Source organism: Microbacterium sp. NPDC056569, assembly GCF_042793475.1.
In the GTDB taxonomy this organism is placed as follows: Bacteria; Actinomycetota; Actinomycetes; order Actinomycetales; family Microbacteriaceae; genus Microbacterium.
In genome coordinates this window covers 149,497-164,033 of sequence record NZ_JBHTUV010000003.1, presented here as the reverse complement: position 1 = coordinate 164,033, position 14,537 = coordinate 149,497, and the positions used below count along the sequence as shown (strand labels likewise).

Annotated in this window: 15 protein-coding genes and 2 tRNA genes; 10 read left to right on the top strand and 7 right to left on the bottom strand. The window is 69.1% G+C overall.

The features are described 5' to 3' along the window. Positions 1-49: 49 nt before the first annotated feature. Both gyrA and ACFQ7C_RS05055 read left to right on the top strand, forming a co-directional pair. Positions 50-2,692 carry a DNA gyrase subunit A gene (gene gyrA, locus ACFQ7C_RS05060; RefSeq protein ID WP_378898427.1) on the top strand — a complete coding sequence of 881 codons (2,643 nt, stop codon included), beginning with the start codon at positions 50-52 and terminating at the stop codon, positions 2,690-2,692. Next, positions 2,689-3,093, top strand: coding sequence for a DUF3566 domain-containing protein (locus ACFQ7C_RS05055; protein WP_378898426.1), 405 nt, complete (start codon positions 2,689-2,691; stop codon positions 3,091-3,093). Before gyrA ends, ACFQ7C_RS05055 begins: the two co-directional genes overlap by 4 nt. Positions 3,094-3,176: 83 nt before the next feature. Here the strand turns inward: ACFQ7C_RS05055 and ACFQ7C_RS05050 are convergent, their stop codons facing one another. Next, entirely contained in the window at positions 3,177-3,890 is a 714-nt protein-coding gene (locus ACFQ7C_RS05050; RefSeq protein ID WP_378898425.1) for a VIT family protein, read from the bottom strand. A gap of 86 nt (positions 3,891-3,976) precedes the next feature. Between ACFQ7C_RS05050 and ACFQ7C_RS05045 the strand changes: the two genes are divergently transcribed. The 3 genes from ACFQ7C_RS05045 to ACFQ7C_RS05035 all read left to right on the top strand — a co-directional run bounded on the left by ACFQ7C_RS05045 (position 3,977) and on the right by ACFQ7C_RS05035 (position 4,723). Further along, positions 3,977-4,050 (top strand) — tRNA-Ile (locus ACFQ7C_RS05045). Positions 4,051-4,144: 94 nt separating this feature from the next. Then, a tRNA-Ala gene (locus tag ACFQ7C_RS05040) sits at positions 4,145-4,217 on the top strand. 74 nt (positions 4,218-4,291) lie between these two features. Continuing rightward, complete coding sequence (locus tag ACFQ7C_RS05035; RefSeq protein ID WP_378898424.1) at positions 4,292-4,723, top strand: NUDIX hydrolase; 432 nt, start codon at positions 4,292-4,294, stop codon at positions 4,721-4,723. A 12-nt stretch (positions 4,724-4,735) separates the two neighbouring features. Here the strand turns inward: ACFQ7C_RS05035 and ACFQ7C_RS05030 are convergent, their stop codons facing one another. Both ACFQ7C_RS05030 and ACFQ7C_RS05025 read right to left on the bottom strand, forming a co-directional pair. Then, positions 4,736-5,233, bottom strand: coding sequence for an aminoacyl-tRNA deacylase (locus ACFQ7C_RS05030; RefSeq protein ID WP_378898423.1), 498 nt, complete (start codon positions 5,231-5,233; stop codon positions 4,736-4,738). Further along, complete coding sequence (locus tag ACFQ7C_RS05025) at positions 5,226-5,741, bottom strand: DNA helicase (RefSeq protein WP_378898422.1); 516 nt, start codon at positions 5,739-5,741, stop codon at positions 5,226-5,228. The genes ACFQ7C_RS05030 and ACFQ7C_RS05025 overlap by 8 nt, the downstream gene beginning before the upstream one ends. Before the next feature lie 96 nt (positions 5,742-5,837). On the opposite strand from ACFQ7C_RS05025, the gene ACFQ7C_RS05020 reads away from it, so the two are divergent. Then, the gene (locus tag ACFQ7C_RS05020; protein ID WP_378898421.1) at positions 5,838-6,410 is read left to right on the top strand and encodes a peptidylprolyl isomerase; all 573 of its coding nucleotides are present in this window, start codon (positions 5,838-5,840) and stop codon (positions 6,408-6,410) included. A 93-nt stretch (positions 6,411-6,503) separates the two neighbouring features. Further along, on the top strand, positions 6,504-7,397 hold the full coding sequence (locus ACFQ7C_RS05015; RefSeq protein ID WP_378898420.1) for a rhomboid family intramembrane serine protease: 894 nt from the start codon (positions 6,504-6,506) through the stop codon (positions 7,395-7,397). 164 nt (positions 7,398-7,561) lie between these two features. On the opposite strand, the gene ACFQ7C_RS05010 is transcribed toward ACFQ7C_RS05015, so the two are convergent. Next, positions 7,562-7,801: a cell division protein CrgA gene (locus tag ACFQ7C_RS05010; RefSeq protein ID WP_045301992.1), complete on the bottom strand. Its 240-nt coding sequence runs from the start codon at positions 7,799-7,801 to the stop codon at positions 7,562-7,564. A 55-nt stretch (positions 7,802-7,856) separates the two neighbouring features. On the opposite strand from ACFQ7C_RS05010, the gene ACFQ7C_RS05005 reads away from it, so the two are divergent. The 3 genes from ACFQ7C_RS05005 to ACFQ7C_RS04995 are packed head-to-tail and all read left to right on the top strand — an operon-like array spanning position 7,857 to position 9,477. Beyond that, a complete protein-coding gene (locus ACFQ7C_RS05005) occupies positions 7,857-8,645 on the top strand; it encodes a class E sortase (RefSeq protein WP_378898419.1) in 789 nt (262 codons plus the stop codon). Next, entirely contained in the window at positions 8,645-8,833 is a 189-nt protein-coding gene (locus ACFQ7C_RS05000) for a hypothetical protein (RefSeq protein ID WP_378898418.1), read from the top strand. The genes ACFQ7C_RS05005 and ACFQ7C_RS05000 overlap by 1 nt, the downstream gene beginning before the upstream one ends. Continuing rightward, on the top strand, positions 8,830-9,477 hold the full coding sequence (locus ACFQ7C_RS04995) for an anthranilate synthase component II (RefSeq protein WP_378898417.1): 648 nt from the start codon (positions 8,830-8,832) through the stop codon (positions 9,475-9,477). The genes ACFQ7C_RS05000 and ACFQ7C_RS04995 overlap by 4 nt, the downstream gene beginning before the upstream one ends. Before the next feature lie 18 nt (positions 9,478-9,495). On the opposite strand, the gene pknB is transcribed toward ACFQ7C_RS04995, so the two are convergent. From pknB to ACFQ7C_RS04980, 3 genes are all read right to left on the bottom strand, one after another. After that, positions 9,496-11,190 carry a Stk1 family PASTA domain-containing Ser/Thr kinase gene (gene pknB / locus ACFQ7C_RS04990; RefSeq protein ID WP_378898416.1) on the bottom strand — a complete coding sequence of 565 codons (1,695 nt, stop codon included), beginning with the start codon at positions 11,188-11,190 and terminating at the stop codon, positions 9,496-9,498. A 105-nt stretch (positions 11,191-11,295) separates the two neighbouring features. Continuing rightward, complete coding sequence (locus ACFQ7C_RS04985; RefSeq protein ID WP_378898415.1) at positions 11,296-13,014, bottom strand: serine/threonine-protein kinase; 1,719 nt, start codon at positions 13,012-13,014, stop codon at positions 11,296-11,298. Further along, positions 13,011-14,471 carry a peptidoglycan D,D-transpeptidase FtsI family protein gene (locus ACFQ7C_RS04980; RefSeq protein ID WP_378898414.1) on the bottom strand — a complete coding sequence of 487 codons (1,461 nt, stop codon included), beginning with the start codon at positions 14,469-14,471 and terminating at the stop codon, positions 13,011-13,013. The genes ACFQ7C_RS04985 and ACFQ7C_RS04980 overlap by 4 nt, the downstream gene beginning before the upstream one ends. Positions 14,472-14,537: the final 66 nt, after the last annotated feature.

Sequence of the window (14,537 nt, the reverse complement as noted above, 5' to 3'; positions counted from 1 at the left end):
GTAAACGGGTGCAGCGACCGAGGTTCACACAGAAGACGAGATGACAGACATGGCAGAAGACGAGCGTCCCGACGCGAACGCCGAGCACGACCACGGTCGCATCGACCAGGTCGACCTGCAGCTGGAGATGCAGCGCAGCTACCTCGACTACGCGATGGCCGTCATCATCGGCCGCGCCCTCCCTGACGTGCGCGACGGCCTGAAGCCGGTGCACCGCCGCGTGATCTACGGCATGTACGACGGCGGGTTCCGCCCCGACAAGTCGTTCTCGAAGTGCGCGCGCGTCGTCGGCGAGGTCATGGGTCAGTACCACCCGCACGGCGACTCGGCGATCTACGACGCTCTCGTGCGCCTCGTCCAGCCGTGGGCGCTGCGCTACCCGCTCGCGCAGGGCCAGGGCAACTTCGGTTCGCCCGGCAACATGGGCGCCGCCGCGCCGCGGTACACCGAGACGAAGATGGCTCAGCTCGCGCTCGAGATGGTGCGCGACATCGAAGAAGAGACCGTCGACTTCCAGCCGAACTACGACGGCCAGACGCAGGAGCCGTCGGTGCTGCCGGCGCGGTTCCCGAACCTGCTCGTCAACGGGTCCGTCGGCATCGCGGTCGGCATGGCGACCAACATCCCTCCGCACAACCTCCGCGAGGTCGCCGACGGCGCGCTCTGGGCGCTCGAGCACCCCGAGGCATCGCGTGAGGAGCTGCTCGACGCGCTCATCGAGCGCATCCCCGGACCCGATTTCCCGACCGGCGCGCAGATCCTGGGCACCAAGGGCATCCGCGAGGCCTACCGCACCGGCCGCGGCTCGATCACGATGCGTGCCGTCGTCTCGATCGAAGAGATCCAGGGTCGCACGTGCCTCGTGATCACCGAGCTGCCCTACCAGGTCAACCCCGACAACGTCGCGGTCAAGATCGGCGACCTCGCCCGTGACGGCAAGATCACCGGCATCGCCGACATCCGCGACGAGACCTCGGATCGGACCGGTCAGCGCCTCGTGGTGGTCCTCAAGCGGGACGCCGTCGCCAAGGTCGTGCTGAACAACCTCTACAAGCACACGCAGCTGCAGGAGAACTTCGGCGCCAACATGCTGGCGATCGTCGACAAGGTGCCGCGCACGCTGTCGCTGGACGGGTTCGTCACGCTGTGGCTCGAGCACCAGATCGACGTCATCGTCCGCCGCACCGCCTACCGGCTGCGCGAAGCCGAGAAGCGCATGCACATCCTGCGCGGCTACCTCAAGGCGCTCGACGCGCTCGACGAGGTCATCGCCCTCATCCGCCGGTCGCCGACGGCGCAGGAGGCCAGTGAGGGGCTGCAGAAGCTCCTCGACATCGACGACATCCAGGCGGACGCGATCCTCGGCCTCCAGCTGCGACGGCTCGCCGCCCTCGAGCGCCAGAAGATCATCGACGAGGCGACCGAGCTCGAGGCGAAGATCGCCGACTTCAAGGAGATCCTCGCGACGCCGCAGCGCCAGCGCGACATCGTGCGCGAGGAGCTCACCGCGATCGTCGACAAGTTCGGCGACGAGCGCCGCACGCACATCCTCCACGGGTTCGACGGCGACATGTCGATGGAAGACCTCATCCCCGAAGAGGAGATGGTCATCTCGGTCACGCGCGACGGCTACATCAAGCGCACGCGCAGCGACAACTACCGTCAGCAGCACCGCGGCGGCAAGGGTGTCAAGGGCGCGCAGCTGCGCGCCGACGACGTGGTCGAGCACTTCTTCGTCACGACGACCCACCACTGGCTGCTGTTCTTCACGAACAAGGGCCGCGTCTACCGGTCGAAGGCGTACGAGGTGCCGGAGGCCGGCCGCGATGCCAAGGGCCAGCATGTCGCGAACCTCCTGGCGCTCCAGCCCGACGAGGAGATCGCCCAGATCCTCGACATCCGCGATTACTCGGTCGCGACCTACCTCGTGCTCGCGACCCGCAGCGGTCTGGTGAAGAAGTCCCGCCTCACCGAGTACGACACCAACCGCCAGGGCGGCATCATCGCGATCAAGCTCCGGGGCCAGGTGCCCGAGGAGGGCGACGAAATCGAGGCCGGCCCCGACGACGAGGTCGTCAGCGCCCTGCTGGTGGACGAGGGCGACGACATCCTCCTCATCAGCCGCCACGGCATGTCGCTGCGCTTCTCGGCGACGGATTCGGCGCTGCGCCCGATGGGCCGTTCGACCTCCGGTGTGAAGGGCATGGACTTCCGCCCCGGCGACAGCCTGCTCTCGGCATCCGTCGCGTCGGACGACGGCTACGTCTTCGTCGTCACCGAGGGCGGGTACGCGAAGCGCACGTCCGTCGACCAGTATCGCGTGCAGAACCGCGGCGGACTGGGCATCAAGGTGGCCAAGCTGAGCGAGGATCGCGGCGATCTGGCGGGCGGTCTCATCGTCTCGGAGGACGACGAGGTCTTGGTGGTTCTTGCCAGCGGCAAGGTGGTACGCTCTGCCGTGGCCGAGGTCCCCGCCAAGGGCAGAGACACCATGGGTGTCGTGTTCGCCCGCTCCAGCGACGACGATCGCATCATCGCGATCGCGCGCAACGGCGAACGAGGCCTCGCAGAAGAATCCGAGGACGCATCCGCCGACGGCGCCGCCGCGCCGTCACCCGACACCCCCCTGTCGAACGAGACCCCCGGGTCGGATGCCTCGCCCCAGACCCCTGAAGAGAGCACTGACGCATGAGTACGGTAGCCGACAAGCTCGCCAAGAAATCGAGTCACAAGACCAGCGCAAAGCAGGTTCGCCTGCGCCTGGTGTACGTGGACTTCTGGTCCGCCGTGAAGCTGTCCTTCCTCGCCGCGATCGCCATCGCCGTGGTGACGGTCGTGGCGTTCGTGATGATCTTCCTGGTCGTCCAGACCACCGGCCTGATCGGAAAGGCGGACGAGTTCTTCTCGAGCTTCTCCGACGGCAGCATCCTGCTCTCGCAGTTCGTGAACTTCCCGCAGGTGCTCGCGTTCTCCGCCGTCGTCGCCATTCTGAACCTCGTCGTCGTCACGGTGCTGGGCGCCGTGATCGCCGGCATCTACAACCTCGCGGTCAAGGTGACCGGCGGCCTGCTGGTCGGCTTCACCTCGAACTGACGACACGACGCCGCAGCGCCGGCATCCGCGGATTCGATCCTCGGATGCCGGCGCTTTCGTATGTGTGTGCGGGAGGGCGCGGCTCAGACCACCGTCGTGCCGAGCAGGGTGCCGATCAGCCAGGTGGCGGCGAGAGCCAGCGCCCCGCCGATCACGAGGCGGAGCGCGGCGCGCGACTTCGGGGCACCTCCGAGATGCGCGGAGACCGTGCCTGTGGCCGCGAGGGCGACGAGCACCGCTAGGAAGGTGACGGGCACTCGCCATTCGGGCGGCGGGAGCAGGATCGCGAGCAGCGGCAGCAGCGCGCCGAGCGTGAACGCGATGGCCGACGAGACCGCGGCGTGCCACGGGTTCACGAGATCGTCCTGGTCGATGTGCAGCTCGACCTCGAGGTGGGCGGAGAGCGCATCATGCGCGGTGAGCTCCTGGGCGACCTGGCGGGCGGTCGCATCCGACAGGCCGCGCTCGCGATAGAGCTGCGTCAGCTCCTCGAGCTCTTCCTCGGGCATCTCGCGCAGCTCGCCGCTCTCCTTCGCGATGAGCGCTCGCTCCGAGTCGCGCTGACTGCTCACCGACACGTACTCGCCGAGCGCCATCGAGATGGCACCGCCGACCAGACCCGCGATGCCGGCGGTGAAGAGCGCGCCGGTGTCGGTCGTCGCTCCCGCGACCCCGACGACGAGCGCCGCGACCGACACGATGCCGTCGTTGGCGCCGAGCACGCCTGCCCGCAACCAGTTGAGCCGCTCTCCGAGCCGGGCGCCGTGCGGCTCACCAGGGTGGGGATTCTCCGTCACGGCCCCAGTCAACCAGCCGATTCGTGAAATCGGGATTCGTCGGGTAAAGTCTTGGAGGTTGCGGAGCGCAGGTTCCGCAGACAGACGGGGCTATAGCTCAGGCGGTTAGAGCGCTTCACTGATAATGAAGAGGTCCCAGGTTCAAGTCCTGGTAGCCCCACAGGCGATTGAGGCGAGCGCAGCGATGCTTGCAATCACTGCCGAGCCGATTGAGTCCTGTTGAGCGGACGAAGTCCGCGAACACATCAAGCCCCGGGGCCTTAGCTCAGTTGGTAGAGCGCCTGCTTTGCAAGCAGGATGTCAGGAGTTCGAATCTCCTAGGCTCCACAGACACGAAGCCGGTTCCGCGAGGGACCGGCTTCTGCGTTATCCGGTGGGCGCCCGCGCCGTTAGGGTGAAGCATGGACCTGCGCGTCGCGGCGTATGCGGTGATCGTCGACGATCACGACCGCATCCTGCTCGCGCACTGGAACGAAGGTCGTCGCGCGGCGTGGACGATGCCCGGAGGCGGGCTCGAAGCGGGCGAGGATCCCGAGAGCGCCGCTCGCAGGGAAGTGAAGGAAGAGACCGGCTACCGGGTCGAGATCGACGGGCTCCTCGGCATCCATTCCCGCGTGATCCCTCCGGGGCGCCGGCTGAAGCCCGGCGCCGACGTCCCGCTGCACACGCTGCGCATCATCTACCGGGCGCGGATCACAGGTGGGCGCCTGCGCAACGAGACCCACGGCTCGACGGATCGCGCCGAGTGGTTCGCGCTCGCCGAGGTCCGCGCGCTGCAGCGAGTCAAGCTCGTCGACATCGCCCTCGAGATGGCGGGGATCGAACTCCCCTGATCGAGGATGCTCTCAGTCGACCGGCTGCGAGATGTCGGCGACCGTCGCGCCGTAGGCGGCGATGAGCGCGTCGGCGTCGACGAACATGCTGTAGCCGTGCGCGCCGGCGCCCATCGCGATGCGCTGTCCGACGATCTCGCCGTCGGCGTAGATCGGCCAGTCGTGCGTGCTGCCCAGCGGCACGATGGTGCCCCGCTCGTACCCGGTGGCCGCGAGGGCGCGCGCCGGATCCGGGAGCTGGAGCTTGTTGACCCCCACGACGGCTCGCAGCTTCGGCCACGAGATCGCACGGTCGCCCGGGATCAGGGCGAAGAGGTAGGTGTCGTCGCTGCGCTTGACGACCAGCGTCTTCACGATGCCCGACGGCGGGATGCCGAGGATCTCCGCGGCCTCCGGCAGGCTGTTCGCCGCCGGGCGCTCGCGGATCTCGATCTCGAGGCCCCGCTCGGACGCCGCCGCGCGTACGCGGTCGACGCCCGTCAGCGTCTCGCCCGTAGTGGGCTCAGGCATCCGGTGCGCGCAGCGGGTCGTCCGCGACCCAGAGCTCGTCGTCGGCCCGCAGCGTCTGCCAGGCCGCGTACAGCACGCCGACCGCCGCGGCGACGCCGAGGATGATCGCGATGACGCCCCCGGCGCCGATGCCCTTCTTCGCCGGGACCGGCGCGGCCTTCGCCCACGACGACGGGAGGGAGAACCCTCGGCCGGCGGCGAGGTGCGACCGCTGCTCGTTCGCGGCGTCCCACACCGAGAGTGCGGAGCCGACGACGGCTCCCGCGGCCGGGATGACCGTGCCGTTCACGACCTTCCTGCCCTTGTCGACGTACGGCGCCGCGTACTTGTCGTAGCCCGCCTGCACCTGCGGCTTGACCTGCTCGCGGCCGTAGTTGCCGAGCTGGCGACCCGCCTCGCGGGCGACGGTCGCCGCCTCTCCGACCAGAACCTGCTGGGCCTCCCACAGGTTTCCGGCCTGCTTCTGAAGCTTCTGGAGTTCCTTCTTGCGCTTGCGGCTGAGGCTCACGGTTGCCCTCCCTGTCGTGGGGATGTCGGTCTCCCCATCTTGCCAGACCACCGGTGAGACGGGAGGGGTTGCAGGGAACTCTGAGACAATGTAGGAATGCCGCTTCACACAGCTGTCGCAACGATCCACACCAACTACGGCGACATCGTCGTCAACCTCTTCGGCGACCAGGCTCCTCGCACCGTGCAGAACTTCATCGGCCTGTCCGACGGTTCGCAGGCGTGGACGCACCCGGCGACCGGCAAGCCGGGCGACGGCCCGCTCTACAAGGACGTCATCTTCCACCGCATCATCTCGGGCTTCATGATCCAGGGCGGCGACCCGCTCGGTCAGGGCGTGGGCGGTCCGGGCTACAACTTCAACGACGAGATCAACGGCGAACTCACCTTCACGGCGCCGTACAAGCTCGCCATGGCGAACGCCGGCCTCCGTCGCAACGCGATCACCGGCCAGCCTGAGGGCACCAACGGCTCGCAGTTCTTCATCACGGTCCCCGGTCAGGGAGGCCGCGGGCCCGAGTGGCTGCAGGGCAAGCACACCATCTTCGGCGAGGTCGCCGACGACGCCTCCAAGGCCGTCGTCGACACGATCAGCGAGGTGCCGACGGCTGCGGGCGACCGCCCGGTCGAGCCCGTCGTCATCGAGTCGATCGACGTCGCCGCGGTCTGAGCGCAACGCGCCACCGGGCCCGGAGCAGCGTCGGCTGCCCCGGGCCCGGACATCCGCATCCCTGAGCCCAGGCCAGACAGAGACGGGGCGAGCGTGAGCACGCAGGACTTCCAGCGCAACCGCGACAACTTCTGCTACCGGCATCCCGACCGGCAGAGCTTCGTGCTCTGCCAGCGGTGCCTGCGCACGATCTGCCCGGAGTGCCAGACGCCCGGCGCCGTCGGCGTCATCTGCCCGGAATGCCTGCGCGACCAGCAGAAGGCGCAGTCGCCCGCTCAGAAGAAGGCCGAGCGGCGGTGGTCGCGCCCTCGCGCGATGTCGGCGTCGTCCGGCCGTCCGGTGGTGACCTACTCGATCATCGCCATCACGGCGTTCGTCTATCTGCTCACCCTCATCCCCGGCGGCTTCGGCGACACCGTGTCGCAGTGGCTCCTGTACTGGGCGCCGCTCCTCTACCCCGAGATCCAGGGCACCTTCGAACCGTGGCGTCTGCTCACGGTCTCGCTGGTGCATTCGGGCATCTGGCATGTGGGGCTCAACATGCTCGCCCTGTGGATGATCGGGCGCAGCCTCGAGCCGCTCCTCGGTCGCTGGCGGTTCCTGACGCTGTACCTCCTGAGCGCGCTCGGCGGCTCGGTCGCCGTCACCCTCCTGTCGTTCACGACACCCGTGGTCGGGGCATCCGGCGCCATCTTCGGCCTCTTCGGAGCGCTCCTCGTGATCGGCCGCCATATCGGCGCGAACATCGCCGGCATCGCACTCGTGCTCGGAATCAACCTCGTGATCGGGTTCATTCCCGGATTCAACGTGTCGTGGCAAGCGCACGTGGGCGGCCTCGTGGTGGGTCTGCTCGTCGCGTTCATCTTCACGCGCACGCGCGCGGTCCGGCAGCGCGGGCTGCAGATCGGCCTGCTCACGGCCGTGGCGGCGGGACTCGTGGCGCTGCTGTTCGTACCGGTCTTCCTCCCGGCTCTGGTCATCCTCTGACCAGAGTTATCCACAGGCTCATCCACAACCTGGGGAGAATCACACCGGTGTAATTCACAGGTGTTAACAGACTTGTTAACAACTCGCGGAGGCCGCGGACCGCAGCATCCGGGCATGGAAAAACCCCGGTCGCCGTAGACCGGGGTTTCTCTCTCGAAGTGTCGCTATCGCCAGCGCGTCGTCATCAGGAAGCCGATGAAGGCGATGCCGAAGCCGATCACGAGGTTCCACGCCCCGATGTCGGGGATCGGGAACGCCATGCCGCTCAGGTAGAAGACGAGGATCCAGACCAGACCGATGAGCATCAGTCCGATCATGATCGGCTTGAACCACACCGGGTTGGGTGCGGCCTCGCCTTCTGCGCGCTCGACGAGCGAGTCGTCGTCTTTGCCGGGTCGTGCCATGCACAAGAGTCTAACTGCCAGGCGGACCACAGCCCGCGCTGATTAGAATCCACCTGTGGATGACGCGCTGCCCGGTCCGAGGCGCGCCGCGCGCAGGGACCGACCCGCGCCGCGGCGCACGTCGGTCGTCGGCGTCATCGGCGAGATCCTCATCACCGCCGGCGTCATCGTGCTCCTCTACGTCGTGTGGCAGCTCTGGGTGGGCGACCTGATCTACGGGGCCGAGCGCAACGCCGAGGGCACCGAGCTGTCGCAGGAGTGGCAGCAGCAGTACGAGGAGCAGAATCCCGAGGCGGCACCCGCGCCCAGCGCGGACCCCGCGGCCGAGCCCGTCACCGCGCCGCCGCCGGTGATCCCCGAGCCGGGCGACGGCCAGGAGTTCGCCGTCATGCGGATACCCCGGTTCGGCTCGGACTACGCCATGCCGATGGCCGGCGGTGTCACGCGCTCGCGCACGCTCGACCCGATCGGCATCGGACACTACCCCGGCACGAAGATGCCGGGCGAGGCGGGCAACTTCGCTCTGGCCGCGCATCGCACCACGTGGGGCAAGCCCTTCAACCGCATCGCCGATCTCCATGTCGGCGACGCGATCGTCGTCGAGACGCAGGAGGGGTGGTACACCTACCGCTTCCGCACGCTCCAGTACGTCAAGCCGAACGAGGTCGAGGTGCTCCTTCCGGTCCCCCAGGCGATGGACGTCCCCGCCGGCACGGCCTACATCACGCTGACCAGCTGCAGCCCCATGTTCGCCATGACCGAGCGCATCGTCGCCTACGGCGTGTTCGATTCGTTCACCCCGCGATCCGCCGGCGAACCGGCCTCCCTCCAGGCGGTGGCCTGATGTACGCGGGGCTGTGGCGGATCCTCCCCGGCCCGTGGTGGGTGCGCGTGCTCATCCTGCTCGCGCTGATCGCCGCGGTGCTGTACGGCCTCCTCTTCTACGCCTTCCCCTGGGTGAGCCAGTTCGTGAACCCGCAGGAGGTCACGGTGACCCTGCCGCTGATGCCGAGCGGGCCGTCGCCGTCGTGACCGTCCTCCCCTCGTCGACGCCGATCCTCGTCGTCGACAATCACGACAGCTTCGTCCACACCCTGATCGGGTACCTGCACGAGCTGGGCGCCGCCACCGACCTCGTCGAGGCGGACGCCCTCACCGACCCGGCGCGCGACATCGCCGGGCGCCCGGGGGTTCTGGTGTCGCCGGGACCCGGCACGCCCGCCGACGCCGGCGCGTCGATCGAGGTGGTCCGGGCGGCGGCGACGACGGGCGTCCCGCTCCTCGGCGTCTGCCTCGGCCATCAGGCCATCGGCGAGGCCTTCGGCGCCACGGTCGACCACGCGCCCGAGCTCATGCACGGCATGACGTCGCTCGTGCACCACGACGGCTCGCTCCTGTACGCCGGACTCCCCGACCCGTTCACGGCCACCCGCTATCACTCGCTGGCGATCGTGCCCGAGACCCTCCCCGGCGACCTCGTCGTGACGAGCAGCACGGCGAGCGGCGTCATCATGGGCGTCGCGCACCGCACCGCCCCCATCGTCGGGGTGCAGTTCCATCCCGAGAGCGTGCTCACCGAGGGCGGGCACCGCCTGCTCGGCAACTGGCTCGCCTCGATCGGATACACGGATGCTGCCGCCCGCGGTGCGACGCTGAGCCCCCGCCGCCGAGCCTGAGGGCGATGAGCCGCGCGGCTACGCGCCTGAGCAGTACGTCAGAGTGATCTCGGAGTGGACCGCGACGTCGCCGGGCGTCAGCGACTGCGACGACACGGTCGGCGGGTTCGATCCCGCGCAGTTCGGGTCCTCCTGCGGGATCACGGTGAGTCCCTGGCCTTCGAGCTCGCGGGTCGCCGCGTCCACGGTGTAGCCGCGCACGTCGTTGATGGCCACGCGGCCCGACGCGACCACGAGGTTGACCGTCGTGCCGGCGGGGACGCTGGCGCCCTCGGCGGGAGTGCTCGAGATCACCGTTCCCGCGGACAGATCCTTGTCGTTCTGAGGCGTGATCGTGCCCAGCTGCAGCCCGGCGCCGGTGATGGCGGAGGTCGCGGCATCCTGTCCGAGGCCCGTGAGGGTCGGCACCGTGGACATCTGCTGTCCGGTCGACACGTAGACCCGCACCTGCTGGTCGGCGGTCACCGACGTTCCCGACTCGGGGTCGGTGCGGATCACGTTCCCGGCAGCGACGTCGGCGCTCTCCTCGTCCATCCGGATCGCCCGGAGGTCGGATTCGGCGAGGGTGTCGTTGGCGCGCTCGTAGGTCATGCCCGTGACGTCCGGCACCTCGCGGACGTTGCCGGGCAGGTCGTCGCGCGGCTGGATCGAGAGCACCCAGAAGAGCAGCGAGATGAGCAGCACCGCGAGCAGTGCCACGCCCGCCCAGATCCACGCGACCGGCGGTCCTGCCTGCGTGCGCTTCATCGTGGTGTCGGTGCTGAGCTGGCGCAGCGACCGTGCCGTCTCGGCCGCCTGGCGGGGGTTCGGTCCGTACAGCTCGCTGGTGAGGGCTCCCACCTGCCGCTTCGAGGGCTGGCGGCCGTCCACCGTCGCGTCGAGCGCCTCGCGGAAGCCGGCCGCGTCCTGGTAGCGCTGGAAAGGGTCCTTCGCGAGGGCGCGCAGCGCGACGGTGTCGAGCGCGCGCGGCACGGTGTCGTTGACCTCGGAGGGCGGCACCGGCGCCTCGCTGACGTGCTGGTACGCCACCGCCACCGGCGACTCGCCGCGGAAAGGCTGGCGCCCGGTGAGGAGCTCGTAGAGCACGACGCCCGTCGAGTAGACGTCGGCGCGCGCGTCGACCGGCTCGCCCTTGGCCTGCTCGGGTGAGAAGTATGCGGCGGTGCCGAGGATCTGCGTCGTCTCGGCGACCGTCGACGAGGAGTCCGACACCGCGCGCGCGATGCCGAAGTCCATCACCTTCACCTGACCGGCGTCGGTCACCATGACGTTGCCGGGCTTGATGTCGCGGTGCACGACACCGGCGCGGTGCGAGTACTCGAGGGCCTCGAGGATCCCGTCGACGTAGCGGACGGCATCCGTCACCGGAACCGGGCCCGCCGCGATGATCTGCTTGAGGAGGCGGCCCTTGACAAGCTCCATCACGATGAACGGGACGGGGCGGGCCGTGCCGTCGGGCGCGGTGAGCGAATCCTCCCCCGCGTCGTACACACGCACGATCGTCGGATGCGCCATGCGGGAGGCGGCCTGCGCTTCGAGGCGGAACCGCGTGCGGAAGGCGTTGTCGTCGGCCAGTTCGCGGTCGAGGATCTTGATCGCGACCTCGCGGCCGAGCGTCAGATCGTACCCCTTGTAGACGCTCGCCATGCCCCCGCGGCCGATCGGCTCATCGATGCGATAGCGCCCCGAAAGCACGCGCGGCTCAGCTGTCACGGTCACTCCCTGCCTGGAACATCAGCCACACTAGCCGAGCCCGAGCGGGTCGCACGTTCGGTGCGACCCGCTCGGAGGACTCACTCAGCCAAGCTCAGACTCGAATCACGGGGTCGCCGAAGGCGACGGGCCGGGTGCCGGCGCGCCTGTGATCACTCCACTGGCCTCGGTAGACGGGCTGGTGCGCTCCTGGCCGTTTCCGTTTCCAGTGCACGTGACGGTGTAGGTGACGAGAAGCGAGGCGCCAGCGGCGCCGGTGACCTCGACCTGGCCGCTGCGGTCATTGGGGCCGAACGCGGCGGTCGACTGCCCAGTGTTCGGGAAGACGCCCTGGGTCGCAGAAAGGTTGTACGCGCTGACACTGCCGGTGCCGGACGGGCAACTGTAGCCCGGCCACTGCACGGTGACCGTCCCGCCCTCTTCGATCGGCGTGGACAGGGTGAGCGGCCCCGGCTGCGTCATCGGCACCTGCCCGGCGTATACCGTCAGCTCGATGACTGTCGCGAGCTGGACGTTTCCGGTGGGTGCGACGGCGTAGACCTGTCCCTCGCTCGCCTCGTCCGGCGCGGCGTTGCCTTCCACGCAGCTCGCGCCGAGACCGAGCGCGTCGAGCGCGGCCGACGCCGTGGCGCAGTCCTGCCCGAGGTAGTCGTCGGCCACGACGTTCGCGGTCGTGGGCGTCGGCGTCGGGGTGTCTGTCGGGGTCGTCGAGGGCGACGCCGAGTTCGTGGACGGTCCGGGATCGGGCTGGTTGCCGGAGTTGGCGACGACGGCCCAGATCGTGCCGATGAGCACGAGCAGAAGCAGCGCGATGAGCGCGATGAGCGGCCACGTCCAGGGACTGCGCTTCTTCTTCTCGGGTGTCTCCTCGGTGGCCTCCTCGCCCGGTGCGGGCATGAGGCGGGTCGCGGCGGAGGTGTCGGACCCCGAGGCGAGCAGCTCGGTCGCGGCGTCGCCCCCGGCGATGCCGGCGATCGCCGGGACGGCCGCGGCCGCGGCCGCGACATCGCCGCGGCGCAGGGCCGTGGCGGCGCGCGCGACGGCGGCGGCGGACGCGGGACGCTCCTCGGGCTTCTTGGCGATCATCGCCATCACGAGGTTCTGCACCGGCACGGCGACCGTCGCGGGCAGCGCGGGCGGCTGCTCGTTGATCTGCGCCATCGCGATCGCGACCTGCGACTCCCCCGTGAAGGGGCGCTTGCCCGCGAGGCACTCGTACGCGACGATGCCGAGCGAGTAGATGTCGGTCGCGGGCGACGCCGGGTGCCCCGATGCCTGCTCGGGCGACAGGTACTGCACGGTGCCCATCACCTGGCCGGTGGCGGTCAGCGGCACCTGGTCCGCGATGCGGGCGATGCCGAAGTCGGTGATCTTCACCCGCCCGTCGGGCGTGATGAGGAGGTTCCCGGGCTTGATGTCGCGGTGCACGAGGCCGGCGGCGTGCGCGGCCTGCAGGGCGGCGGACGTCTGCGCGACGATGTCCAGCGTCTTGTCGGTCGAGAGCGACCCGTCGCGTTCGAGGATCGTCGACAGCGCCTCGCCGGGGACGAGCTCCATCACGAGGAAGGCGCTGCCGTTCTCCTCGCCGTAGTCGAACACGCTCGCGATGCCCTCGTGATTCACGAGCGCCGCGTGACGGGCCTCGGCGCGGAAGCGTTCCAGGAAGCCCGGATCGCCCATGTACTCGTCTTTGAGGATCTTGATGGCGACGGTTCGCCCGATGACGTGGTCTGTCGCCTCCCAGACCTCGCCCATGCCGCCGATCGCTATGCGCGAATCGAGTTCGTATCGGCCGCCGAAGGTCACGCCTTGCGTCGGTCTCATCTGCCCAGCACCGCCTCCATGACCTTCTTCGCGATAGGAGCGGCGATGGTGTTGCCGCTGCCCGATTGTCCTTGCCTGCCGCCGTCTTCGACGACCACGGCGACGGCGACCTCGGGGTTTTCGGCGGGAGCGAACCCGGTGAACCAGAGCGTGTACGGCTCGTCGCCCGTGTTCTCCGCGGTTCCCGTCTTTCCGGCCACGTCGACCCCGTCTATTCTTGCACCCGACGCGGCACCGTCACTGACATTGGCGACCATCATCCGCACCAGCTCGTCCGCCAGATCCGCGTCGAGCGCACGCCCGAATTCGGTGTCGTCGAAGGTCTGCTGAACAGACAGATCCGGGCCGATCACCCGGTCGACCATGCGCGGATTCATGACGATCCCCCCGTTCGCGATGCCGGCCGACACCATGGCCATCTGCAGCGGCGTCGCCGTGACCTGGCCCTGGCCGAATCCGCTCAGCGCGGTCTGCGCGTCGTCCTGGATCGTGCGGGGGTAGCCGGACGGCGTCGAGATCAGCGGCAGCTCGAACGACTGGTTGAAGCCGTACTTCTCAGCCTCCTCGCGGATGGCCGTGTCGCCGAGCTCGACGGCCAGTTCCGCGAACGGGATGTTGCAGCTCAGCCGCAGCGCGTCGGCGAGGGTGACCGTGTCGCCGCCGCCGCACGTGCCGCCGCTGGCGTTGTGCACGACGCTCGATGACTGCGGCAGCTGGTACGTCGCCGGGTTCGGCAGCGCCGAATCCGGCGTGTAGTCGCCGGAGGCCAGGGCGGCCGAGGCCACCACGAGCTTGAAGGTCGAGCCGGGCGGGTTCAGGTCGCCGGCGATGGCGCGGTTCGACAGCGGCTTGCCCGGATCGGCGACGAGCTCGTCGTAGGCGGCGTTGACCTCGGCGGTGTTGTGCGAGGCGAGCACGTTGGTGTCGTAGCTGGGGCTCGTCACCAGTGCGAGGACGCGCCCCGTCGCCGGCTCGATCGCGAGGATCCCGCCCTGCAGGTCGCCGAGAGCATCGAACGCCGCGCGCTGCACGTCGGCGTCGAGCGACAGCACGACGTTCGACCCGCGCGGCGGCTGCCCCGTGAAGATGCGCTCGATCCGCGAGAGGAACTGGGATCCGGCCGTGCCGCTCAGCTCCTGGTTCATCGCCTGCTCGATCCAGGTCGCCGAGTTCAGGACCGGATTGATGTAGCCCGTCACGGGCGCCCACATCGCGGCATCCGTGTACACGCGCTGCCAGCTGTACAGATCGCCGGACGGCACCGACGACGCGATGGCCGACCCGCTCGCGATGATCGAGCCGCGCTGCACCTCGTACGAGTCGTAGAGCGAGCGGCGGTTCTCGGGATTCGCGGCGAGCTCTTCGGCTTGGATCACCTGGATCCAGCTCGTCGACCCGAACAGGGCGAGGAACATGACCAGCATCAGGATGCTGAGGCGACGGAGCTCTTTCGTCACGATGCACCTCCCCGCGCGGGAAGGCACTGGCCGCGAACCGGTCCCTGAGCCTGTCGAAGGGTCGTC

Excerpts from the sequence above, each read along its gene's own strand:
- gyrA (WP_378898427.1), top strand. The coding sequence starts at position 50 with ATGGCAGAAGACGAGCGTCCCGACGCGAACGCCGAGCACGACCACGGT.
- ACFQ7C_RS05055 (WP_378898426.1), top strand. The coding sequence starts at position 2,689 with ATGAGTACGGTAGCCGACAAGCTCGCCAAGAAATCGAGTCACAAGACC.
- ACFQ7C_RS05035 (WP_378898424.1), top strand. The coding sequence starts at position 4,292 with ATGGACCTGCGCGTCGCGGCGTATGCGGTGATCGTCGACGATCACGAC.
- ACFQ7C_RS05030 (WP_378898423.1), bottom strand. The coding sequence starts at position 5,233 with ATGCCTGAGCCCACTACGGGCGAGACGCTGACGGGCGTCGACCGCGTA.
- ACFQ7C_RS05020 (WP_378898421.1), top strand. The coding sequence starts at position 5,838 with ATGCCGCTTCACACAGCTGTCGCAACGATCCACACCAACTACGGCGAC.
- ACFQ7C_RS05010 (WP_045301992.1), bottom strand. The coding sequence starts at position 7,801 with ATGGCACGACCCGGCAAAGACGACGACTCGCTCGTCGAGCGCGCAGAA.
- ACFQ7C_RS05000 (WP_378898418.1), top strand. The coding sequence starts at position 8,645 with ATGTACGCGGGGCTGTGGCGGATCCTCCCCGGCCCGTGGTGGGTGCGC.
- ACFQ7C_RS04985 (WP_378898415.1), bottom strand. The coding sequence starts at position 13,014 with ATGAGACCGACGCAAGGCGTGACCTTCGGCGGCCGATACGAACTCGAT.